The following is a 21591-nucleotide window of genomic DNA, read 5'->3' on the forward strand; positions in this document are numbered from 1 at the left end:
CTGCGGTTTTACTGGATCGTGGTAGTGCCGCCGATTTTGTTCATCACAAAACCGACAAACTCTTCAACGGTCATTTTCTGGCCGTTGAAGTCCACTTGATTGTTGGCGTAGTGCAGTTTGGTGACGACGTTGTTACCGTCCAGTTTCGCCAGTTGCGTGCCGACTGCCATGCTGCTGAACATGTCGGCGGTGGCGCCCGCTTGATCGGCGATGAGCTTGGCGTCGGTCTGGCCGTCAATTTGCGACTGCACGGTGAGCACGTCAACGAGCATTGGCTTGGACACCAGGACGTTGAACTCCAGCAACGCAATCAACTGCTTGACCAACTGGTCTGGCGGCAGGTCCATGGATTGTGGTTTGGTCAGGTCCAGCACCAGGTTGGCGCGGCTTTCGCCGTTGCTGGTGTTGAACGACAGGTTTTCCAGGGCCACCTGGGGACCTGCGGCCAGCAGTTTCTCCAGGCCGCTCTTGACCTGTGCTTCTTCGGCCGGGGTCAGGTTCAGCTGCGGCGCCGGTAGACCAGCGGCAGTGGCTTCGGCGGCGGCCCGCTCGTACGGTTGCAGTCTGGTCTGGTAGATCTGCATCAGCGACATCGTGGACGGGATGTCGAGGTTTTTCAGGCTCATGGCCAACTGCGCGGAGCCGACAACCTTGCCGTTCAAGGACACTTCACCGATCTTGTAATCAGCACGCCCCGAAGCGTTGGTGCCCGACTCCTCGGTCTGGTTCTTCATTTCAAAGTTCTTGAAGCCCAGTACCGACTGTTTGGGGCCGAAGGTGGTTTTGCTGTTGGTCAGCTCGAGGGTGTTTTCGCCGACGTAGTAGCCGTAGGTGCTTTTGTTCAGGTTACTGGCCAAGGTCAAGCCGTTGAGCTCGACCTGCACCGGGGTCTGATCTTCGGCCACGGTGGTCAGCTTCAGGCTGTCCATGTAACCGTCGGCCTTGACCTTTTGCGCCTGGGCGCTGGCGGCCACGTCGAGTTTCAACCCGGAGAACGTCAGGTTGGATTTGTCATCCAGTGCTGCTTCCAGAGGCAAAAACTCGAGGGTGCCCTTGGTGGAGTTGTCGTAGCCGATGTTGACCACGCCTTTGACCGGGGATTTGTCCTTGGCGGCGGCGAACCACTTCTCGGTCAGCGGTGTTTTTTCCAGCTCGTAGTGACTGGTGGCCAGGACCGGCAACCACTTCAACGACACCAGGCGCGAGAACGGCAGCGGGCCGTGTTCGATGCGGTCGACGAACAGCATCTCCATCGGCGTTTCACCAAACATCTCGCCCTCACCCTTGAGGCGGTAGTGCGCGGTGCTGCTGAACACATGACGCTCCAGCGACACCAGTTCCAGCGACGCCGTGCCGTTGGAACCTGCCAGCGTGGCTTGCAGCTCTTTGTTGGCGTCGGCGATCGAAGTATTCAGCACCCCATCGAGTTTGGAGCCGGTGTACCACGCACCGCCGGCGCTGATTGCACCGATGGCCACAACAATTCCCAAAAGCACGCCTGCTGATTTATTCATGAAATACCCGATTAATGTCCGTTGTTGAAAGTGTGGTCGTCTTCCCTGAACCCATGACGGGTGCGGTCACGACTGCGCTGAAAGTGGGGTGGAGATTAGCATTTGCGCCGCAGGACGGCCCAATGATTAAAGTTGAAAGAGTGTCTATGGAGGCTGCTGCCTGTGGACAACTGGCAGGGGTTGAGCGTTTCGGCGGTCATTCGATCACCTTCGCGAGCAAACCCGCTCTCACATTCGACCGCATTCTCATGTAAGAACGCGCTCCCACAGGTTGTGCAACAACCATAAAGGCACCGGAAAGATGCCTTTTGCATATCTGGAAACGGCAAACCTGCATTGCCCTGTGTCACTCAACGCACTCAGTCTGATAACGTGCGTCTATCGATTGCAGCCGGTATGCTTGGCCCGCAACTTCATGGACGCTTGCTATGACTCTGACAGAATTACGCTACATCGTTACCCTCGCCCAAGAGCAGCACTTCGGCCACGCGGCCGAGCGTTGCCACGTCAGCCAGCCGACCCTGTCGGTGGGCGTGAAGAAGCTTGAAGACGAACTCGGTGTGCTGATTTTCGAGCGCAGCAAGAGCGCCGTGCGCCTGACCCCGGTGGGCGAAGGCATTGTCGCCCAGGCGCAGAAAGTACTGGAACAGGCCCAAGGCATCCGCGAACTGGCCCAGGCCGGCAAGAACCAGCTGACCGCCCCGCTGAAAGTCGGCGCGATCTACACCGTCGGCCCGTACCTGTTCCCGCACCTGATTCCACAACTGCACCGGGTCGCCCCGCAGATGCCGTTGTACATTGAAGAAAACTTCACCCACGTGCTGCGCGACAAACTGCGCAACGGCGAGCTCGACGCGATCATCATCGCCCTGCCGTTCAACGAAGCCGACGTGCTGACCCTGCAGCTCTACGACGAACCGTTCTACGTCCTGATGCCGGCCCAGCACCCGTGGACGCAAAAAGAATCCATCGACGCCGCCCTGCTCAACGACAAGAGCCTGCTGCTGCTCGGCGAAGGCCACTGCTTCCGCGATCAAGTGCTGGAAGCCTGCCCGACCCTGGCCAAAGGCAACGACGGCGCCAAGCACACCACGGTGGAATCCAGCTCGCTGGAAACCATTCGCCACATGGTCGCCTCCGGCCTGGGCATTTCGATCCTGCCGCTGTCGGCGGTCGACAGCCACCACTACGCCCCCGGCGTGATCGAAGTGCGCCCACTGAGCGCGCCCGTGCCGTTCCGCACCGTGGCCATCGCCTGGCGCGCGAGCTTCCCGCGGCCCAAGGCGATTGAAATCCTCGCTGACTCCATTCGCCTGTGCTCGGTGGCCAAGCCGCCAGCGCCGGTAGTGGCCGGTTAAGTCGCGGTCATGACCGAGTTGTCGCAAGTGTCGGTGACGGCACTCAAGGGGGTCGGCGAAGCCATGGCCGAGAAACTGGCCAAGGTCGGCCTGGAGAACCTCCAGGACGTGCTGTTCCACCTGCCGTTGCGCTATCAGGACCGCACCCGTGTGGTCCCGATCGGCCATTTGCGACCCGGGCAAGACGCAGTCATCGAAGGCACCGTCAGCGGTGCCGACGTGGTCATGGGCCGGCGCCGCAGCCTGGTTGTCCGTCTGCAGGACGGCACCGGCGGGCTCAGCCTGCGCTTCTACCACTTCAGCAACGCCCAGAAAGAAGGCCTGAAACGCGGCACGCGCATTCGCTGCTACGGCGAAGCGCGGCCCGGTGCGTCGGGGCTGGAGATCTACCACCCGGAATACCGCGCCATCACCGGCGACGAACCGCCGCCGGTGGATGAAACCCTGACCCCGGTCTACCCGCTCACAGAAGGCCTGACCCAACAACGCTTGCGTCAGTTGTGCATGCAAACCCTGACCCTGCTCGGCCCCAGCAGCCTGCCCGACTGGCTGCCGACCGAACTGGCCCGGGACTACCAACTGGCACCGCTGGCCGATGCGATCCGCTACCTGCATCACCCGCCCGCCGATGCCGACGTCGACGAACTCGCCCTCGGTCATCACTGGGCCCAGCACCGTTTGGCCTTCGAAGAACTGCTGACCCATCAACTGTCCCAGCAGCGCCTGCGCGAGAGCATGCGTGCCTTGCGCGCGCCGGCCATGCCGAAAGCCACCAAGCTGCCCGCCCAGTATCTGGCCAACCTCGGCTTCACCCCAACCGGCGCCCAGCAACGGGTCGGCAACGAAATCGCTTACGACCTCAGCCAGCACGAACCGATGCTACGGCTGATTCAGGGCGACGTTGGCGCCGGCAAAACCGTGGTCGCCGCCCTCGCCGCGCTGCAAGCGCTGGAGGCCGGTTATCAAGTCGCACTGATGGCGCCCACCGAAATTCTCGCCGAGCAGCACTTCATCACCTTCAAGCGCTGGCTCGAACCGCTGGGCATCGAAGTCGCGTGGCTGGCCGGCAAGCTCAAGGGCAAAAACCGCGTCGCCGCGCTGGAGCAAATCGCCAGCGGTACGCCCATGGTGGTCGGCACCCACGCGCTGTTCCAGGACGAAGTGCAGTTCAAGAACCTGGCGCTGGCAATCATCGACGAACAACACCGCTTCGGCGTGCAACAGCGCCTGGCATTGCGGCAGAAAGGCGTCGGCGGGCGGATGTGTCCGCACCAGCTGATCATGACCGCCACGCCGATTCCCCGGACGCTGGCCATGAGCGCCTACGCCGACCTCGACACCTCGATCCTCGACGAACTGCCGCCCGGCCGCACCCCGGTCAACACGGTGCTGGTCACCGACACCCGGCGCGTCGAAGTGATCGAACGGGTGCGCGGCGCTTGTGCCGAAGGGCGACAGGCCTATTGGGTGTGCACGCTGATCGAAGAGTCTGAAGAGCTGACCTGTCAGGCCGCCGAAACCACGTATGAAGACCTCACCGCCGCCCTCGGCGAGTTGAAAGTCGGCTTGATCCACGGGCGCATGAAGCCCGCCGAGAAAGCTGCGGTGATGGCCGAGTTCAAGGCCGGCAACCTGCAACTGCTGGTCGCCACCACCGTGATCGAAGTCGGCGTCGATGTGCCCAACGCCAGCCTGATGATCATCGAAAACCCCGAGCGCCTCGGGCTCGCGCAGCTGCACCAACTGCGTGGCCGTGTCGGTCGGGGCAACGCCGTCAGCCATTGCGTGCTGCTTTACCATCCGCCGCTGTCGCAGATCGGCCGTCAGCGGCTGGGCATCATGCGCGAAACCAACGATGGTTTTGTCATCGCCGAAAAAGACCTCGAACTGCGCGGCCCCGGCGAAATGCTCGGTACGCGCCAGACCGGCCTGCTGCAATTCAAGGTCGCCGACCTGATGCGCGACGCCGACTTGCTGCCCGCCGTGCGCGACGCCGCCCAGGCCTTGCTCGAACGCTGGCCGGATCACGTCAGCCCGCTGCTCGACCGCTGGCTACGCCATGGGCAGCAATACGGCCAAGTGTGAGCACTGTCGCAGTTTCTGGACCCTGGCTTCAAACAAGCTGGTTATACTCCTGCAATTGTTTGCAAACGGATACAGACCATGACCGACGTTGCCCTCGCACCCGCCACCCCGCACGCTCCGTCGGTTATTCGGCTACTGCTTGGCAAGCTGGGCATCGCCTACGAAGAAGTCCTCGACCATCACGGCCTGAACACCGCGCGTAAAGTGCAGGCTGTTTTGCTGGATGACGCCGTGGGCGCGCTGATGGTGTTGTTCCCACAGAACCAACTGCTGGACCTCAACCGCCTCGCCGAACTCACCGGCCGCCGATTGACCGCCGTCTCCACCGAGCGCCTGGAAAAGATGCTCGGCAAACACAGCCTGAGCCTGCTGCCCGGCCTGCCGGCGCTCACCAGCTCGCCGTGCCTGTATGAAGAAAGCCTGCTGCGCGAACCGACGTTGCTGATCAACTCGGGCGAGCCGGGCGTGCTGCTGGAAATCACCAGCGACGATTTCAAAACCATGCTCACCAAGGCCAGCGCCGCCAACTTCGGCGAAGCCGTGAACAGCATCCGCCCGAACCTCGACCGCCCCGACGATGACCGCAAGGAAATCACCCAGGCCGTGCAAGCGTTCACCGCGCGGCGCATTCAGCAACGCCTGGAAGCGACCATCGAAATTCCGCCGCTGGCCGAAACCGCGCAGAAAATCATCAAACTGCGGGTCGACCCCAACGCCACCATCGACGACATCACCGGCGTGGTCGAAACCGACCCGGCCCTGGCCGCACAAGTCGTCAGCTGGGCAGCGTCGCCGTACTACGCCTCGCCGGGCAAGATTCGCTCAGTGGAAGACGCCATCGTGCGGGTGCTGGGTTTCGACCTGGTGATCAACCTGGCGCTGGGCCTGGCCCTGGGCAAAACCCTGAGCCTGCCCAAAGACCACCCGCAACACACCACGCCGTACTGGCAGCAATCGATCTACACCGCCGCCGTCATCGAAGGCCTGACCCGCGCCATGCCCCGCGCCCAGCGCCCGGAAGCCGGCCTGACCTACCTCGCCGGCCTGCTGCACAACTTCGGCTACCTGCTGTTGGCCCACGTATTTCCGCCGCACTTCTCGCTGATCTGCCGCCACCTGGAGGTCAACCCGCACCTGTGCCACAGCTACGTGGAACAACACCTGCTGGGCATCAGCCGCGAACAGATCGGCTCATGGCTGATGCGCTACTGGGACATGCCCGAAGAACTGGCCACCGCCCTGCGCTTCCAGCACGACCCAAGCTACGACGGCGACTACGCCGAATACCCGAACCTCGTGTGCCTGGCCGTACGCCTGCTGCGCAGCCGCGGCATCGGCTCCGGGCCGGATGAAGACATCCCCGATGCCCTGCTGGAACGCGTCGGCCTGACTCGTGACAAGGCCAACGACGTGGTCAGCAAAGTCCTCGAAGCCGAAGTGCTGCTGCGCGAACTGGCTTCGCAATTCAGCCAGGCCTAAAAGCATCGCGGGCAAGCCACGCTCCCACAGGATTTAGGCGATCCCTGTGGGAGCGGGCTTGCCCGCGATGAATTCCCCGCCGATCTACCTGATCACCACAACCCCTGTGGCGAGGGAGCTTGCTCCCGCTCGACTGCGCAGCAGTCGCAACCCAGCCAACGCGGTGTGTCAGATACAACCGAGGTCTCAGGCTTCAGGGCCGCTTCGCAGCCCAGCGGGAGCAAGCTCCCTCGCCACAGGATTAATCATCGACCTCAAGCCTCAGGCTTAGCCTTCTTCGGCTTCAAATACTTGGTCAACCCCTGAAACCAGATCACCAGCGCCGGGTTGCCCTTGATCTGAATCGACTTGTCCTGAATCCCCGTCATAAACGCCAACTGCTTGTTCTTTGCCTGCATCGTGGCAAAGCCATACGCCGCGTCCTTGAACGCAATCGCAAACGCCGGCTCCGCATACACCCCAGCCTTGCTGGTAATGCGCTGATCCTTCACCACGAAATGCCGAGCCACCTTCCCGTCCAGGGTCTGTAACTGAAACACCAACGCCTTATCACCCAACTGCTGCTGAAACGAAGGATTAGTCCGACTGGCCTTACCCATCAACAAACCCAGCATCCACAGAAGAAAACGAAATTTCATGCGCACAGCCTCAAAAGAAAAATGAACGGCCGGCGCAGTGTAGCCGCTTCAAGCCAGAACGCCACCATCGAGTTGCGTTAGAAGAAGATGAACCGCTTTTCCCGCATGATGACCGCCAAGTCACACGTTACCTCCTCCACCTTGATCGTTCCCACGCTCCCGCGTGGGAATGCATCCCGTGACGCTCCGCGTCACACCCAACACCCGCCCTACACCTGAAGAAACACATTTCTGTAGGAGCTGCCGAAGGCTGCGATCTTTTGATCTTGATGCCCTCAAACCTCTGGGAAATTTCCTTCAAAACGCCGGGCTGTCCATGAACTAGGCAGCCCTCACCTTCACCGATAACCTCTGTTCGTCACCGCAAAATCGGTGATTCGGACGTGCAAGTCCGGCCTGGTGCACAATCGTTTATGGCTATTCATCGAGTGTTTTCTTATGCTCGCGAATCGTTATGGCGACTGTGCGTGGGAGACCTTCGGGTCTGCCGGATACTCCGGGCCGGTCTTGCACACCTATGCACAGTTGCCACCTCTTTCGAAGTGCGAGCGAAACGGTGTCAGCTCCTATTACCGGAAGATACCTATGATCAAGCCAACACCGAATCCCCCAGAAAACCCAGCCACATCCCCCTACGAATCCTTCGATTCCAGAAAACTCCACGAAGCCGCCGAACGCGCCCTCGACCACCATTTCGCCCCGCCACCCAACGAAAAACCCAAGCGCAAAGGCAAGCTCTTCACCGTCTCCCCCGACATCGACACCGAAGCCCTCCTGGCCAACGCCTCAGAAGACCTGAAGTCCATCAGCGCCATCGCCGCCGACCTGGCTGATGACATCGACGGCACCCGCCGCTCAGTCGCCCTGGCGCTGAGCAGAATGGCCGATGGGGTGCAATTGTTAGTGGAGAGAGCACTGGATCACATTGATTCGCCGAATCCGGCGGAGCATCGGGCGAAGGCATAAAGGGACCACAGAAAGAAAAAGGGGACGTTGAGTCCCCTTTCTCAATGATCTCGACTCACCACTGACAGCCTGTCTCTGGTGACGCCTCCATGCTGATATCTTGATCGAACGAATACTTCTTGCCGGATTTGTAATTCGTGTAGGTCATCCCATAGATACGAGCCCCCTGACTGACCATCTCATACTCACCCGTCAGCGCCCCCTCGGAAACTTCCACCCAAGTTGTCGTGAATTCATAGGGCCGATCCTCTGCCAGGATTTCTTGCTCGGTGCTTCGATGGACTAGAGAAATGGCCTTCTTCGACTTGCTATACCTAACCCCCGCGCCGCCCCATTGGGTGACCGAGTCGTAATAGGTTCTGAATTCGAAATTGATGTTTTTGCCTTCCAGCGAACGGAAACAAGAGACCTGTGTTGTGATCTCACTGCGGGCCGTCAGCGGCAATACCAACAACAGCATTAAAAATAACCTCTTCACCAATCCCTCTGATCTCATTTTTTTGAAAACGATGACGTGCTCTCAGTAGCGCTTACCGCATGTCTAAAGTGAAAAATCCGAGACCTCTGCAAGCCGCCAACATTGCCCACGAACAAACCGGTACTCGAAGACATAATCGGTATTCGGCTTCTGCAGGATCGCCGTGGCGTTGTTGCCCCGCTCTTCCTTGACGGTCAACGTAAGACCATCGACCTCTCGTTTCACGCGATCCGGGATGATTGGAAACTTGATCTGATCGCCGCTGACACTGCGCTTTTCCATCTCAGGCTCGGGATCGCCGGCCACGGTGGTGACCATTTGCAGCGGCTGTTGTACGAATGCTTTTTGCACGTCTGTGCGCTCGGAGAAGGCTGCGAGGAACGTGGAAAATTCGGTTGAGGGACAAGTGACATTAGCCACGTCACCACCGGTTTTCAGAGGTTCTCGGATCAGGCCAAGTTGTTGTTTCTGATCCGCAATCATCTTTTCATCCTGGGCCGCCAGAAACTTCTTAATACTCGCAGCATCTTTGTATGCGCACTCCACGTCTATCCCTTTATCCAAATCGCGACCTTCGTAACAGTTCTGCAATTCCGGGGGATAGGCATTGCCGCGAAGAAACTCCAACGACAATCGGTCGCCATTCTTCACGAGGTGCAGCTCTTGGGTTGAATAGGAAACACCTTGGAATCCATTGTTCGACTCAGGTGTTTCCGTCAGAACAAACATGGACTTCCCCGCTCGCTCAGGGAATTTGCGCTCGAAGAAGAACACCGAGGCAATTTGTTCGCCTTCGACCTTCCACACATAATTCAGCGAAGGCTTCACCGCATTCATGGGTGCGTAGAAAATTTCAGCATCAGGCACATGCACGCCCCCAACCAGACCTTTAAGGTTGTTCTTCAAAAAGAACACCGTGATCTTTTGATCACCCAACGAAGCAACCACCGGCGGATGCAGCTCGCCGATGGTTTGTGGGTCACTTGCCGATGCCGGTTGAGCCGACAAACCGACCATGCATCCGAGCGCAGCAATAAAACTTAAGAGCCTGGCCAATTCCACCCACTTCCTTATTGATCAATCTTCAAATGTTTACGCTGATGGTTTCACGCTGCCTCAGGTGCGCCGCACTTCAGTTCTTTGATTTGCTCATTCTGAATCGGAATCACGCATGAGAGCTGCTTCTCTCCGTCCCCACGAAGCTCGAACAAGCTGAGCGTCAGGTGTAAACCATCGGCAGCAAATGCATGATCCTCAAACAAGGCACTGGCATAGCCATCCCAAAACGATTTGCCGTCAAAACTGCAAAACCGCTCGGAGGACAGCACTCTCCAGCCGCCGTTGGGCGCCAGAATCTGAACCGTCAAACAAGGGCTGCCAAAGGTGCTGACATAACGCGCCACGACATCGCCGAAGCGCTGGGAGCCGGACAGGAACACCTTGTTGAGATCAACCACATTACCCGGTTCATCCGCGACGATAGTGTCCAGATAAGCCGCACGCTCCAGGCTCATTCTGGCCATGCAGTTGTTGATAGTCGTAACATGCAGCGCCACACCGGGCTCGCTTTCCGTGGCTTCGAGCGGGCACGTGGTGTCGCGCAGCTTGATCCACGCGCGTTGGGCCTCTCTGGCCATCGCCATCAACGCCTTGCCCTGTTCAGGGTCGCGCCGCTGCTGAGACTCGAACCGCGCAAGCAGTTTCTTGTAACTAGCATTGAGCTGTGCGTCGGCTTCTTTGCGTGCCGCTTCCACGCACAGATCGATCTGCCAGCTCACGGTGGTCTCTTTGCATTCGTCCTTGGCCATCGCGATGGAGGCAAACAGGCATCCAAAGGAAAACGCGATAAACCGGATTAACATGTTCAATTTTTCAGTCCCTGATTTTCAGATCGCGCAGTTACGCGTTGCGGAATTTTCTGCGCCTTGCCTTCTGCGCTCATCGCGTCGCGGTACTGGCGGTAATAGCGCTGCGCTTCGTCCTTGCGACCAAGGCGCCACAGTGAATCAGCCATGTTCAACATCAACACCGTGCGCTTGCCGACCGCCTCGACGCCTCGATAAAACTTCAGTGCGAACTCATCGTTACCGCCCTCGGCCAGGTAAAAACCCAGGTCGTTGAACGCCTGAACATTTTGCGCCGGGGGATGACACGCCATGTAGGATTCCGGACTTAAAAAGCTCAGGCTCCATTCGATGGACTCTGCGCGGGACTGCGCCGGCTCGATGCCCGAGACATGTTTCAGCAGGTCCTTTGGGGACTGCGTCTCCAGGGCGGGATTGAGCACTTCGCCGTCTGCGGAAACCCACTGATTGCCCACCCATTTACCGACACAAAAGCTGGCAGAACGCTCAGCCAGCACGCAGCCGGTCTCCATCGAGATCACATCGCAATGCTGTTGCGATACCAGTTTTTCTTCACCACTCTCGACCGACAACATGCCGAAGCTCACCGGGTCGAGCAACAAGGTTTTCTTGTCAGGACTGAGCCAGTCGGAGTGCCCATCGGCGCCAACGTCGGAGCCGAAGAGTGGGAAGGTTTTGCCGTTTGCGGTGAACCAGGCGGTCGCCGACTCCACACCGGGCATCGTCCATTTTGTCGCTCGAAACGTCACTGTGCGCCCGTCGATACCGACTATTGGCGGATCTTCGGCAAAGGCACTGGCGGCGATGAACAGACTGCCGATCATCAGCACCCACTTAAGGCTGGCCATAGCCGATCCTTTTCACTGCAGGGCTTTCCGATTGCAGTTGTCTCTTCGTGACGCCATACACCTTGATCAGCTCTTCCCAGGAACCCTTCGAACCAAAAGAGCGCTGGTTATTATCGAAGCTGTATTGCTCCAGTCGCCCGGCTGTCGAGTAATAACCGCGCCACTCCGGGCAGGCACCGCAACCGCCGTAGCCGCCGATTGAAACAAGGCTGCCCTTGCTGCCTGTCACGCAATCCATCGCCACCACCACGTTGTTCAACATCTTCGTCTTCGTACCGTCGGACGTGAGTTGTAAAACTTTGCCAATATTACGCCGAAGTACTTTGCCGCCGATGTTGATGGTCTGGTCGGAACAGACCGGGATTACATGGGTTTCCGTGTCTTCCACCGTTACTGTTCGGCAAGACGAGACCAGCACCACTTCGACGCCGCCACACTGCATCACATCGCGCTGGGTATAAGCATCCGCTGGCGCAGCGAAAGCCGGGAACGAGAGCAGCAATGACAGGCCGCCGGCAAAAAAAAGCTGATTCATTGAGTATTCCTTGTCGCCGTCAACCGGCCTTGTTGTCCTGCCAGACACTTTGCGTAGCCGTCGGCGATACCGGCTCATCTCATCAGCCTTAATCAAGCGGCGGCGATTCTGCGTCAACCATCGTCAGCAGTCGAAACTCGTTGTCCACAAACTCGTAGTAACGGTCCCGGTTACGGCTTTCCAGCGCATTCCCCTGGGCGTCTTCTTCGCCGTCGAGCGTCAGGCCAGAAACGATGATCAAGCGGCTATCGGGCTGGTAGGACATGTCGAAAGTGCTGCCGTCGTAAGCATTTGGCAGCCCGCCGGTAACCTCTCCGGTGCGCGCGTCCAGCACTTCGCCGCAAATGGCGCCGCCGCCACAGCCGAGCCGGTGCAGGATGTAATGGCCGGCGAAGTTGACTTTGCCCTGGAGGGCTTTGGCTCGGGCGCTGTCCATCGCTGGACTGCTGTTTTCCTGCGGCACAAGTTCATGATGAGTGCCGGTGAAAACAGGTGTAACGCTGTATTCCTTGAAGCCTGGTTCGGCGGCGAACGCCAGGGATGTGGAAGCTGCCAAGAGGCTGGCAAATAGAATGGCAAATCCTTTCACGCTGTTACTCCATCGGTGTGATGCATCGCCGGCATGCTCATTGGAAAGCAATGCTGCGCACGGCGGTCTTGATTTGTTCGAACCCTTCGGTGCTTATCGCCAGTGGGGTGGCTGAACCTGATTCGGCTGAGCCGATCAGCACCTGCTCGCCTTGAGTCAGGCAGAAGGCGATACGGCTGAACTGAGGTTGTTGCTTGTGGTGGTAGCCGATGATGAACCCTGACGACTTCCCCTCCAGTGACACAAACGTATAAGTTTGCGGGTCTCCCGCCAACGGCGTTGGCAGCCAACCGTGATCGGTCAGGGTCGCCGGGCATTTGCGGTCGTTGCTCTCGCGCAGCAATTGCAGTTCGATCGCTTCATCCGATGGCGGCTTCTGAGTCGTCAGAGTGGAAAAGCTGCCGACGTTTTCACACATGACCCCGAACCACGTCTGGCTCAGGTTTGCCGACTTCGCGAAATTCCATTCATAGCCGCTCGACGTCTGCGCTTGCGACAAGTGAGGTGCGCGGGATGTTTCGGGCAGCTGTTTTGCCGCGACAAACACCAGATCGGGCGAGTTGAACTGCAGCCATTGATCTTGCGAAAGCGTCATCGAGAAACGGCAAGGCGTCATTTCGACCGAGGCTTCGACTGGCCCTTGAGCAACCGGCGATTGACCTGTCGCATTGCCGACCATCACGGTATCTGCGGCAACGGCGTGGCCCGTATGAGCAAGCGCGAACAAACCAGGCAGCAACCCGTGGAGGTATCGAGGTTTCACTTCATATCCTTCGAATTCATCAGTTCCAACTCACCATCCCGATACAACACCTCACACCCCAGCCACGCCGGATCAACCTGCGGCATCACCGCCGACGGTTTGCGCAGCTCCCGCAACAACGTCGAGCCATGCGACAAGCGCCCACCCATCCGCGCTATCACCGCCCGCGCCGCTTGGTAGTGCGCATGTCGCCCCGGATCGAGGGTGTCTTCGAGCAAAATGTCATCGCCAAGAATGCCCTGCACCTGCCCCGGATAAATCATGAACCCGGTCGCCTGTTCGGCGCCTTCGCGACCGTCCTGCCAGAAGCTGCCGTCGCGGGTACGGATGTCCGGGTGTGGCGCGAACCAGTGTTCGCGGTCGGCCAGCGGCATGGCGTGGTGCAGGCGGAAGAAGATTCGCATCAGGTTGTCGCGATACCACTCGCGCACTTGCAGGTAGTAACCGCGCAGGCCCGGCAGGCCGGTCGAATGGGCCACACGGATAAGCCCCGACCATTGCGGGAAGGCCTGTAACGGCAAGTCAGTCGGCGCCGGGCGTTGCGTGGCCGGATCGGTCTCCCACGGCAACCGATGAGGGCTGTTCTCGAGGTTGTCGTAAGCGGTCGGCGGACGCCCGAGCCAATCGCCGCCACTGCTGGCCAGCGCCGTGGCGATGCACAGGTTGCCTTGCACCACGAATACGTAAAACCGGGTGAACCAGTCCGCCAGTTGCTGGCCATCGGCACCTTGCGCGACGAGTTCGGCCAGCTCCTGATCGAAGCGCTGCAAGCCGTGTTCAAGGCTCAGCAAGTGCCCGCGTCCAATGCGCTGCATGCGCAAGAACAACGGCACCGAACGCAGCAGCCGCAACGGTTGCCATGGCAGATGCGGGGTCGCGCCACCGACTTCATCGGCGTAGTTGCTGGCGCTGATGCCCCAGTCGGCGAGTCGGGCGAGGAACAGATCGTTGTTGATGTAGGAGGCGCCACCAAACACCGCAGTAAACGGCTCGTTGTCCTGCAACACCCGCACATCCCAACGCGCCATGATCGCCGGAATACTCGCTGCCGCGCGGCGCTGGGCGTACTCCACCAGCACGCTCGGTTGCGGCGGCAGGATCTCGGCAATGTTGGCGGCGGTCAGGTGGCGGCGCCAGCCGTAATCGCTGATCGGCCGGTATTGCAGCAACCACAGTTGCGTACCGTCCCAGGCCCATTCGACGTCGCCGGGCACGTAGTGGAATACGCGTAGCACGTCTTGCAGAAAGCGCCACAGCAGCTCTTCGGTCAAACCGTGGGACGGCGTGAACGTGCCACTGCGCCAGGCATCGCCAACCCGCGACAGCGTTGCCCGCGAGGGGCTGACGTGACCATCGGCCAACGACTCCAGATGGCCTTCAACCCATTCGAGTTCTACCGACAGGTGTCGGACAAACGCGATGCCCGAGATCTGTGGTGTGATGAAGCGCTGCACCACCACTTCCTCGACACCCTCAGCCGTCAATTCAGCGATGCGTGTCGGCACGTTGGCGCTCGGTTCACGCAGGAAGGTCGTGCTCAGACCGGCATTCGCCGAATCGGCCTGATCTTCGCCATAACTGGAGGAGCGCACCGCCCAGGTCGCGTCGGGTTGGGCGGCGAGAAAGGCTGGCAGATGCGGGTCATTGCAATCGTTGAGGGTCAGCGCCACCGGCACCGGTTGCCGGGCCAACTCAGCCAAGCGCAAACGCCCGCCCTTGGTGTGCGCCACAAAACCACGCTCGCCGGATTCCAGCCACTGTGCGAACTGCGCCGGCGCGTCGATCCACGGGTAATGGCCCCAACCGGGTTTCAGGCTGATGGTCAGGTCGGCGCGGGCCAGAATCGCCGACCATGCGGCGGCTTGTTCAATGCCGAGCACGTTGTCCTGATCGCCCCAAATCAGCTCGACCGGATCGGTGATCCACTCCAACAGCGGCAACGCAGTATCAGCACGAATCAGATCCCAGTGCGGCACAAACGCGCGGCAGCGGGCATAGCCGTCGCCCATGCGTTGGTACTGCACGGGCGTCCAGATCTGGTTGGAGAACTTGCGCGCGAACAGTGTCGGTTTGTTCGCCAGCAACCAGTGAATGGTCTTGCGGATCGGCAGCGGCGACATCAGCGCCGGCAGCCGACGTTGCCAGAGAAATGCCCCCACCGGCGCCAACAAAACACTACGCGAAAAATGCCCAGGACGACGTTGCAGCGCGTGCAGCACCAATAGCGCATTGACCCCGACCGCCATGATCGCGCTGCCCTTTTGCGTCATCGCCAACAAGGTCTGCGCGTAGGCGGCAAGATCCTCGCAAGGTGGCTGCGGGTTGCTGCCAAAACCCGGCAGCTCCAGCGGCACCACGGTGTAGCGCTGAAAATGCGGCAACGCGTCATCCCACCAATCGGCGGCGCTGCCGTTGCCGGCCAGCAGATACATCAAGGGCTTGCTCATGGACAATCCTCAGGCCAGATCGCGCAGAGCCGCGTCGAGGGTCGGATAACGAAACGTGTAACCCGCCTCGCTCAAACGCTGGGGCACCACGCGCTGACCGTCGAAGAACAACTGCGCCATCTCCCCCGCCAGCGCGCGCACTGGCGCCGCAGGAACGTGGAACCACACCGGACGCTTGAGGACTTTGCCGACGTTCTCGGCAAACGCAGCCTGACTGACCGCCTCCGGCGCCACCAGGTTGTAAGTGCCGTGCAGACTTTCATCGTGGAAGGACCGAGCGATCACCTGAATCACATCATCGCGATGCACCCAACTCATGATCTGCTGACCATCGCCCATGCGCCCGCCGAACCCCAGACGAAACGGAATCAGCAACGGCAACAACGCGCCGCCCGGGCCGAACACCACGCCGAGGCGCAGCACTACCTGACGCACACCGAACTGCGTGGCCGGTTGCGCAGCCGCCTCCCAACGCGCGCAGAGTTCGGCCATGAAACCGTCGCCCTTGCTGGCCTGTTCATCGAGGCTTTCGCTGGCATCGCGCACACCGTAAAAACCAATGGCCGATGCCTGCACCCACAGCGCCGGTTTGTGCCGCGCATTCTTCAACCAGGTCATCAAGCTGTCGGTGGTGTTGACCCGGCTGGCGATCAATTGCGCCTGACGCTTGGGACTCCAGCGCGGCCCGGCGACTGGCGCCCCGGCCAGATTGATCACCACGTCGAAGGTTTCGTCGTAACCGAGTTTGCTCAGCGAACGCACGCAGCGCGCCCGGCCGTCGAACAGGTAAGCCGCCTTCAGCGGATCCCGCGCCAGCACGCTGACCGTGTGGCCGGCATCGAGCAATTGGTTGACCAGCGTTTCACCGATAAACCCGGTGCCGCCGGTCACCAGCACGCGCTTATAGGCCCCGCCCGCGAACGGGTTCGACGGTTTGCCTTCGCGTTGCATGCGCAGCGCCGCCAAGCCGTCGCGAATACCCGAGGCAGTGACCCCGATAGCGAACAGCGTCAGCAACCAGCCACGCCAGCCAAAATCAATCGCGCTCAACCCCGTCGGCAAGCTCGCCCACTGCGCCAGTTGCACGCCGTACAACGCAAAAAAAGCCCCGCCGTTCACCGCCAGCACGGTGTGCATGATCCGCTCGATAGCCGGCAGCTTGCGGCTCCGATCCTCGACCACGAAATCCCATAGCGTCAGGCAAATCTCCAGGGCAAACAGCAGCGCAATAACAATCGCCCACGTGCCCTGAAATGCCAGATGCGCCATGCCCAGAAACAGAATCCCGTAGAAACACGAACGCAACGCGTGGATAGACAGCTCAAGCCGCGCACTGTGTCGATAAGGCAGCGCGACGGTCAGTTCGTGGTGATACAGGGTATCCAGCGCCCCCAGAATGGCCTGGGCGATCAGCAATGTAACTGCCCAATCCAGGAGAGAAAAATCAGGCATGGCTGGCGTCACTCGATATGTGTGTTGAGGCGGAGGTGCGGCGGTCGTGGCGATAAAGCCAGAACAGCGGCGGCAGCAAAGTGAGCAGCGCGAAACTGTCGAACCACAGGTGCGACCAGACCTGCGCCTGGAGGGAAATCAACATGTCCTGCGGCGCCCAGAGCACGATGCCGGCAATCAACCAGCCCCATGCCATGGGGGTTTTGAGTCGATGGCCGAGGTGCACGAGGGCGAGCATGTAGAGGGAATAGCTTTGCAACGTGGCGCCGAACAAGGCGAGCCACCACACTTGTTGCTCGCGGGCGGCGCTCGGCACCACGTCCGTCCAGAAGGCGTATTCGATGGTTTGCAGGTAGCCGTCGAGCAATCCCGAATGGCCGGCCCAGGTCAGCAGGATGCTGACGAGCAGATGCACCAGTGCGGCGGCATATAGCCAAACGACCAGAGCTTTGCGAAGGGTGTTTGAAGGGACTGGCATTCCGTGTCCTGGGGGCTTCCTTGAGGGGCGCAGTCTAAAGGAAAACGGGGCATTGAGTGATTAATCACGGCGCCCGTTTCACCTCTGAAATTTCGAACGGACAATCGGCTAGCAACCATCGGCATCGTTGCATTGAACCCAGCCCCGAATTTCCTTTCCTTTGGGGGTTTTAAACATGATTTGCAGCCACCCGGCCTCAACCCCTTCCTGCAACACCGAGTCGCCCTTGATCAAATACATTTTCGTCATGTCCGCCAAAACGGGCGAACTGTGAATCGAGGTCTTTTTGTTAATCGTGAGCGTCACCCTGTCCCCCGCCGCCCAGCGTTTATACGCGGCGGAGTTGAGTTTGGCGGCGATGGCATCAGCGGTTTTATAGGGGAATGTGTAGATCAACTCCTCCGACTCGGGATCGCGGGCAATATCGCCGCCGTTCCCAAAATAGCTCGACAGCCGCTCATCTCTGACGTAACCCGCCGCCGTACGGGAATACGCATGAGTGGTGTAATACTCGCCCAAATAATTAACGCCCGTATCGGCTCTGATTCCAACCGCATGAATGACGAAAAGCATCGGCTCGGCGTCGGGTTTAGCCTGAGCAAAGAAAGCCGCTTGCACCCGCCCGGTGGCCGCTAAAAATGGCAGCCCGCCGATGTTCTTTTTTGTACCGTCGGCGCAATTTACGAAATCGACGCCAATGGCGACGTCGTCGGGGTCCTGGGATTCAGGCAGTTTGGCGTAGTTGAAAACAATAGAGCCCGAGTCTGTGTCGAGCGCTGGGAATACTTCACTTTTTGGGAGTTCGCAGGTGATCCTGGAAAGGAGCTTTTTCAGGCTTGATCTCTCACTTTCATAAAAAGTGTTGCACTGAGAAACAACGACAAAGCCCTTCGTGGTTTCTGCTTGAAGCGTGTTGCAGATCAATCCGAACCCTTCAACACCGCCCGGCCCAGGATAAATGACGTTTTTCATGTCCAACAGCTTCCAACCTCGCTGCTCCATCGACGCTTTTGCTGTCGCCGTAGCGTCCGAAAACTCAATGATTGATTCAGCATCAGGCAGTTGGATCATCTTGTTGTAGCGCTGCGCATTGTCGATTCCGACGACCGTCAAAATGTCCTGCAGGTTTTTCCCAGTGACAATGACGGTGGGGAGATTATCGAAGTTGTTGGCGTAGTCGGGTTGGTTACGCGACACAAGCTTGAGTATGTTCACGCCCCCTTCCTGAATACAGCTTGCGACCTTCAGTTCTGTTTGAGGCACATCGAACGGGCAAGGTTGATCTTCAGCGAATGCATCCGCGCCCCCAAGGAACAGGCTCAGAACAACGGCGCCCATCAGAGCCTTCGTGAAGCCGTATCCTTTTTTAAAAATACAATCCATGTTGATCACTCAAAAATTTTCGGTTTAACCGGCTCAGGCGTCGTGTTTAAAAACGCTCAATCATCCGCCTACGTAGACGTCGACACCATCGGACATTTCCTTCAACACGCCGGGCTGTTCATGAACTATCCAGCGATTGCGTTCACCGATAACCTCTGTACAAATCATCCTTGCTGTTTTTCAACACCCCCTTAAGAGGGAGTTATGGCGTATTCAGGTGTTTTTTCACGTAAGCCTTTATTGAGGCGGCGTCCTTATAAGCAAACGTCTGTGGCACACCGTCACTAAAGCCGTCAATCCCGCTTAAGTACCTATTAGCCTGAATCAACTGATTGGGGATCAACTTGCCATTGCTATGTCGCGCATAGGCATAAACTTGATACAGGGTACCGTAGGTACCAATGCCTCTACTATTAATTTCCCAAGAAACCAAAACAAAGACATTCTTTACATCCTGAACCGGATAAAAAAATATCGACTCGACCTTAGGTGGCGAACCAGCAACATCATATTTATCAACTAACTGTCTAGCCGATACTCCATCGATGTTTTTCACGTCGAGGACTAAAGACACGGGATACTCTGTATCTCCCGTTTCCAAAACCGACAATTCCGCATTTTCGACGACAGTTGTTTTATAGGGACCATTTATTACCACCCCTCGCAGATAGAGGCTATCATCCTGAGCCACGGCGACCCTACAGAACATAAATACCAACAATACAAAACAAAATTTACGCATCGTCTTTTTTGCCTCTCCTCGTTGTAAAAAACCAATTTTTGCTAGGCCTTATGGCCTCAAATGACGCCTTGATATCAGATAACTTAGGATCACTTCTCAGGTTAGACCTAGGTACACATGCAGAAAATTTAACCGTGGTACCTTTCACACCCTTCAACCCATAGAAACAGTCGAACCACAGGCCTGTTTTGTCTAACGAAAATTTGTTCTTGGCAGCAGCGATGTCTCCATCAGAGTTCCAAAGCATAAAAGGAGACATTGTTACTCGGACGGCAGCAGAACCCGATGCCGAGGAATGAACAAGATCTACCGAGCCCGCCTCAGACTCTTGATGTAATGCATCGTCAACGGCATAGCTGTATATATACTTACCATGGCTATCAAAACGGCCCGACGCACTCAAACTCTTCTCAAACTCAACCGGCTCCACAATGAAAACGTTCTCCTCAGTCAGTATATCTGGATTTAAACTAACGTTCGAAACCAAGTCCCCATAGCAAACCCCATTCTCAGCTCTCACGTTCAATTTAAAACCAGGAATCTCTGGAATTACAACTCCATACATATCCAGATACTTGGACTGAGCCACCGACGAAAGCGTAATGAAAGACAAGCCACCAAGCAACATGAACAACATGAACAACATGAACAACATGAACAACACTTTCATTATAACGATCTCTTACGAGAAAACGGGGACAACGGGAACAGACGACGTTTTCAGATCATTATTGAAACGTGGTCTGCCCACATTTCATTTTCCCACCCCCACAAACAAAATCACTTATTAAGCTTAGCAATACAATCCTTATATAGTTCCGCGTATTTTTTATCATACTTCAACTCAACAGGCTCATCCAAATCTGCCGATGCATTAAATAGCGCCTCATCTTGAACATAATACTTAACCCACCCAACAACACCCTCGCCAGAAGTTTTATAGAACAACTGAGCCAGTATGCGCTCACCATTATCATCATCAATCAACAGATTAATTTTTTCTTTCTTTGCATAACGAAATGGAAAGTCACTACTCCTAACCATCTCGGTCAGGTAGCCATAGCAGCCTTCACCCTCAGAGCGAGCATCAGCACCGTCTTGACCATCTGCGAAAACCAATCCTGTAATTAAAAAAAGTGCTGCCCCAATGCATGCTTTGAAGGCAATACTAGGAACAAAATTAAAATCTTCATTTACTCTCCTTTCTCCTAAAAAAGGACTGATTTATTTATCGAAAGCTAAAGGCACCTCATAAATAAATCAGTCTCCTTTTCGCTTCAGATTTATTTGCTCACAGCTAGTGTTGCCAAACAAAAAGGCAAACGGGGACAGACCAATTTTTTCAGATCATTATTAAAACGTGGTCTGTCCCCATTTTCACCTCAAACAAATCCACCCCTTCCTTAAAACTATTTACGTGAGGGTTTCGTGACGCATAAAGTCGGCACATTACCTTTATAGTACATGCTACGCAGAATTTTCTTTTCCTTATTCACCTTAAGATTGAGAAACTCGTCACCGCAAGCAGGCTTCAACTCTTTAAAGGACGAATTTTTCGGAGCATAAACAAAAATTCGATGAATAGAATACGTACCCATTCCATCATCGATATACCAAACTGAAAAATCCTGAAAGCCGTCAAAGTTATAATCTCCCACCTCAACATGCATAACTTTTTCTGTCTGAAACGATATCACATCCTTGGAACCATTCTTTGCTTGCACCGTAACAGTTAAGTCTGTCTTGTCAGGCACAAGCGTTACCGCCACTCCTTTCTCTGGTCCAAACTGTATAGACTCAGCAAACGCCATAGCACTCCAAAACGCAAAAACAAGTACCGCACAAAAATTTTTGCTTTTCATGCACATCACTCCGCGGGTAAAAAATTTGCTCAAACAGTATCTTTATCTGTAGCCTTAATACTTATTTGCAAAAAAAGCGACCACAAAATGGGACGGATTTATTTATCGA

The 21591-nt window shown here is 57.3% G+C and carries 22 protein-coding genes; 5 read left to right on the forward strand and 17 right to left on the reverse strand.

Annotated features, from left to right (window positions below; genetic code table 11):
- Positions 1-8 precede the first annotated feature (8 nt).
- Positions 9-1514, reverse strand: coding sequence for a YdgA family protein (locus tag LOY38_RS28750; RefSeq protein ID WP_258698111.1), 1506 nt, complete (start codon positions 1512-1514; stop codon positions 9-11).
- A gap of 14 nt (positions 1515-1528) precedes the next feature.
- Between LOY38_RS28750 and LOY38_RS28755 the strand changes: the two genes are divergently transcribed.
- The 4 genes from LOY38_RS28755 to LOY38_RS28770 all read left to right on the forward strand — a co-directional run bounded on the left by LOY38_RS28755 (position 1529) and on the right by LOY38_RS28770 (position 6436).
- Positions 1529-1768, forward strand: a complete 240-nt coding sequence (locus LOY38_RS28755; protein WP_258698112.1) for a hypothetical protein — start codon at positions 1529-1531, stop codon at positions 1766-1768.
- Positions 1769-1942: 174 nt separating this feature from the next.
- Complete coding sequence (locus LOY38_RS28760; protein ID WP_008007618.1) at positions 1943-2872, forward strand: hydrogen peroxide-inducible genes activator; 930 nt, start codon at positions 1943-1945, stop codon at positions 2870-2872.
- A gap of 9 nt (positions 2873-2881) precedes the next feature.
- Entirely contained in the window at positions 2882-4957 is a 2076-nt protein-coding gene (recG, locus tag LOY38_RS28765) for an ATP-dependent DNA helicase RecG (protein WP_258698113.1), read from the forward strand.
- Positions 4958-5035: 78 nt separating this feature from the next.
- Positions 5036-6436, forward strand: a complete 1401-nt coding sequence (locus tag LOY38_RS28770) for an aminoacyl-tRNA deacylase and HDOD domain-containing protein (RefSeq protein WP_258698114.1) — start codon at positions 5036-5038, stop codon at positions 6434-6436.
- A gap of 254 nt (positions 6437-6690) precedes the next feature.
- Here LOY38_RS28770 and LOY38_RS28775 read toward each other — a convergent pair whose 3' ends face one another.
- Positions 6691-7074 (reverse strand): helicase, encoded by a 384-nt coding sequence (locus LOY38_RS28775; protein ID WP_258698115.1) that lies wholly within the window; start codon positions 7072-7074, stop codon positions 6691-6693.
- A gap of 585 nt (positions 7075-7659) precedes the next feature.
- Here LOY38_RS28775 and LOY38_RS28780 point away from each other — a divergent pair.
- The gene (locus tag LOY38_RS28780) at positions 7660-8040 is read left to right on the forward strand and encodes a DUF6124 family protein (protein ID WP_258698116.1); all 381 of its coding nucleotides are present in this window, start codon (positions 7660-7662) and stop codon (positions 8038-8040) included.
- A 55-nt stretch (positions 8041-8095) separates the two neighbouring features.
- On the opposite strand, the gene LOY38_RS28785 is transcribed toward LOY38_RS28780, so the two are convergent.
- The 15 genes from LOY38_RS28785 to LOY38_RS28855 form a co-directional block, all read right to left on the reverse strand.
- Positions 8096-8500 (reverse strand): hypothetical protein, encoded by a 405-nt coding sequence (locus LOY38_RS28785; protein WP_258698117.1) that lies wholly within the window; start codon positions 8498-8500, stop codon positions 8096-8098.
- An 81-nt stretch (positions 8501-8581) separates the two neighbouring features.
- Entirely contained in the window at positions 8582-9580 is a 999-nt protein-coding gene (locus tag LOY38_RS28790; protein ID WP_408980547.1) for a hypothetical protein, read from the reverse strand.
- A 44-nt stretch (positions 9581-9624) separates the two neighbouring features.
- Positions 9625-10380, reverse strand: coding sequence for a lysozyme inhibitor LprI family protein (locus tag LOY38_RS28795; RefSeq protein WP_258700809.1), 756 nt, complete (start codon positions 10378-10380; stop codon positions 9625-9627).
- A gap of 2 nt (positions 10381-10382) precedes the next feature.
- Entirely contained in the window at positions 10383-11231 is an 849-nt protein-coding gene (locus LOY38_RS28800; RefSeq protein WP_258698119.1) for a type IV pilus biogenesis/stability protein PilW, read from the reverse strand.
- On the reverse strand, positions 11218-11766 hold the full coding sequence (locus LOY38_RS28805) for a hypothetical protein (protein ID WP_258698120.1): 549 nt from the start codon (positions 11764-11766) through the stop codon (positions 11218-11220). Before LOY38_RS28805 ends, LOY38_RS28800 begins: the two co-directional genes overlap by 14 nt.
- Before the next feature lie 88 nt (positions 11767-11854).
- Positions 11855-12355 carry a hypothetical protein gene (locus LOY38_RS28810; RefSeq protein WP_258698121.1) on the reverse strand — a complete coding sequence of 167 codons (501 nt, stop codon included), beginning with the start codon at positions 12353-12355 and terminating at the stop codon, positions 11855-11857.
- A gap of 37 nt (positions 12356-12392) precedes the next feature.
- A complete protein-coding gene (locus LOY38_RS28815) occupies positions 12393-13094 on the reverse strand; it encodes a hypothetical protein (protein WP_258698122.1) in 702 nt (233 codons plus the stop codon).
- A 20-nt stretch (positions 13095-13114) separates the two neighbouring features.
- Positions 13115-15565 carry an alpha/beta fold hydrolase gene (locus tag LOY38_RS28820; protein WP_258698123.1) on the reverse strand — a complete coding sequence of 817 codons (2451 nt, stop codon included), beginning with the start codon at positions 15563-15565 and terminating at the stop codon, positions 13115-13117.
- A 9-nt stretch (positions 15566-15574) separates the two neighbouring features.
- Positions 15575-17017, reverse strand: a complete 1443-nt coding sequence (locus tag LOY38_RS28825; RefSeq protein WP_258698124.1) for a TIGR01777 family oxidoreductase — start codon at positions 17015-17017, stop codon at positions 15575-15577.
- Positions 17010-17495 carry a cell division protein gene (locus LOY38_RS28830; protein ID WP_258698125.1) on the reverse strand — a complete coding sequence of 162 codons (486 nt, stop codon included), beginning with the start codon at positions 17493-17495 and terminating at the stop codon, positions 17010-17012. The genes LOY38_RS28825 and LOY38_RS28830 overlap by 8 nt, the downstream gene beginning before the upstream one ends.
- A gap of 108 nt (positions 17496-17603) precedes the next feature.
- Complete coding sequence (locus LOY38_RS28835) at positions 17604-18878, reverse strand: hypothetical protein (protein WP_258700810.1); 1275 nt, start codon at positions 18876-18878, stop codon at positions 17604-17606.
- 202 nt (positions 18879-19080) lie between these two features.
- Entirely contained in the window at positions 19081-19569 is a 489-nt protein-coding gene (locus LOY38_RS28840; RefSeq protein ID WP_258698126.1) for a hypothetical protein, read from the reverse strand.
- 43 nt (positions 19570-19612) lie between these two features.
- The gene (locus tag LOY38_RS28845) at positions 19613-20290 is read right to left on the reverse strand and encodes a hypothetical protein (RefSeq protein ID WP_258698127.1); all 678 of its coding nucleotides are present in this window, start codon (positions 20288-20290) and stop codon (positions 19613-19615) included.
- 110 nt (positions 20291-20400) lie between these two features.
- The gene (locus tag LOY38_RS28850; RefSeq protein WP_258698128.1) at positions 20401-20739 is read right to left on the reverse strand and encodes a hypothetical protein; all 339 of its coding nucleotides are present in this window, start codon (positions 20737-20739) and stop codon (positions 20401-20403) included.
- 290 nt (positions 20740-21029) lie between these two features.
- On the reverse strand, positions 21030-21482 hold the full coding sequence (locus LOY38_RS28855; protein WP_258698129.1) for an XAC2610-related protein: 453 nt from the start codon (positions 21480-21482) through the stop codon (positions 21030-21032).
- Positions 21483-21591: the final 109 nt, after the last annotated feature.

The organism is Pseudomonas sp. B21-015, assembly GCF_024749285.1.
Classification (GTDB): domain Bacteria; phylum Pseudomonadota; class Gammaproteobacteria; order Pseudomonadales; family Pseudomonadaceae; genus Aquipseudomonas.

What these genes read in the sequence shown, in the direction of transcription:
- LOY38_RS28820 (WP_258698123.1), bottom strand. Translation starts at nt 15,565, where the DNA reads ATGAGCAAGCCCTTGATGTATCTGCTGGCCGGCAACGGCAGCGCCGCC.
- LOY38_RS28855 (WP_258698129.1), bottom strand. Translation starts at nt 21,482, where the DNA reads ATGAAAAGCAAAAATTTTTGTGCGGTACTTGTTTTTGCGTTTTGGAGT.
- LOY38_RS28755 (WP_258698112.1), top strand. Translation starts at nt 1,529, where the DNA reads ATGTCCGTTGTTGAAAGTGTGGTCGTCTTCCCTGAACCCATGACGGGT.
- LOY38_RS28760 (WP_008007618.1), top strand. Translation starts at nt 1,943, where the DNA reads ATGACTCTGACAGAATTACGCTACATCGTTACCCTCGCCCAAGAGCAG.
- LOY38_RS28845 (WP_258698127.1), bottom strand. Translation starts at nt 20,290, where the DNA reads ATGAAAGTGTTGTTCATGTTGTTCATGTTGTTCATGTTGTTCATGTTG.
- LOY38_RS28770 (WP_258698114.1), top strand. Translation starts at nt 5,036, where the DNA reads ATGACCGACGTTGCCCTCGCACCCGCCACCCCGCACGCTCCGTCGGTT.
- LOY38_RS28825 (WP_258698124.1), bottom strand. Translation starts at nt 17,017, where the DNA reads ATGCCTGATTTTTCTCTCCTGGATTGGGCAGTTACATTGCTGATCGCC.
- LOY38_RS28835 (WP_258700810.1), bottom strand. Translation starts at nt 18,878, where the DNA reads ATGGATTGTATTTTTAAAAAAGGATACGGCTTCACGAAGGCTCTGATG.
- LOY38_RS28780 (WP_258698116.1), top strand. Translation starts at nt 7,660, where the DNA reads ATGATCAAGCCAACACCGAATCCCCCAGAAAACCCAGCCACATCCCCC.
- LOY38_RS28785 (WP_258698117.1), bottom strand. Translation starts at nt 8,500, where the DNA reads ATGCTGTTGTTGGTATTGCCGCTGACGGCCCGCAGTGAGATCACAACA.
- LOY38_RS28830 (WP_258698125.1), bottom strand. Translation starts at nt 17,495, where the DNA reads ATGCCAGTCCCTTCAAACACCCTTCGCAAAGCTCTGGTCGTTTGGCTA.
- LOY38_RS28805 (WP_258698120.1), bottom strand. Translation starts at nt 11,766, where the DNA reads ATGAATCAGCTTTTTTTTGCCGGCGGCCTGTCATTGCTGCTCTCGTTC.
- LOY38_RS28775 (WP_258698115.1), bottom strand. Translation starts at nt 7,074, where the DNA reads ATGAAATTTCGTTTTCTTCTGTGGATGCTGGGTTTGTTGATGGGTAAG.
- recG (WP_258698113.1), top strand. Translation starts at nt 2,882, where the DNA reads ATGACCGAGTTGTCGCAAGTGTCGGTGACGGCACTCAAGGGGGTCGGC.
- LOY38_RS28795 (WP_258700809.1), bottom strand. Translation starts at nt 10,380, where the DNA reads ATGTTAATCCGGTTTATCGCGTTTTCCTTTGGATGCCTGTTTGCCTCC.
- LOY38_RS28750 (WP_258698111.1), bottom strand. Translation starts at nt 1,514, where the DNA reads ATGAATAAATCAGCAGGCGTGCTTTTGGGAATTGTTGTGGCCATCGGT.
- LOY38_RS28800 (WP_258698119.1), bottom strand. Translation starts at nt 11,231, where the DNA reads ATGGCCAGCCTTAAGTGGGTGCTGATGATCGGCAGTCTGTTCATCGCC.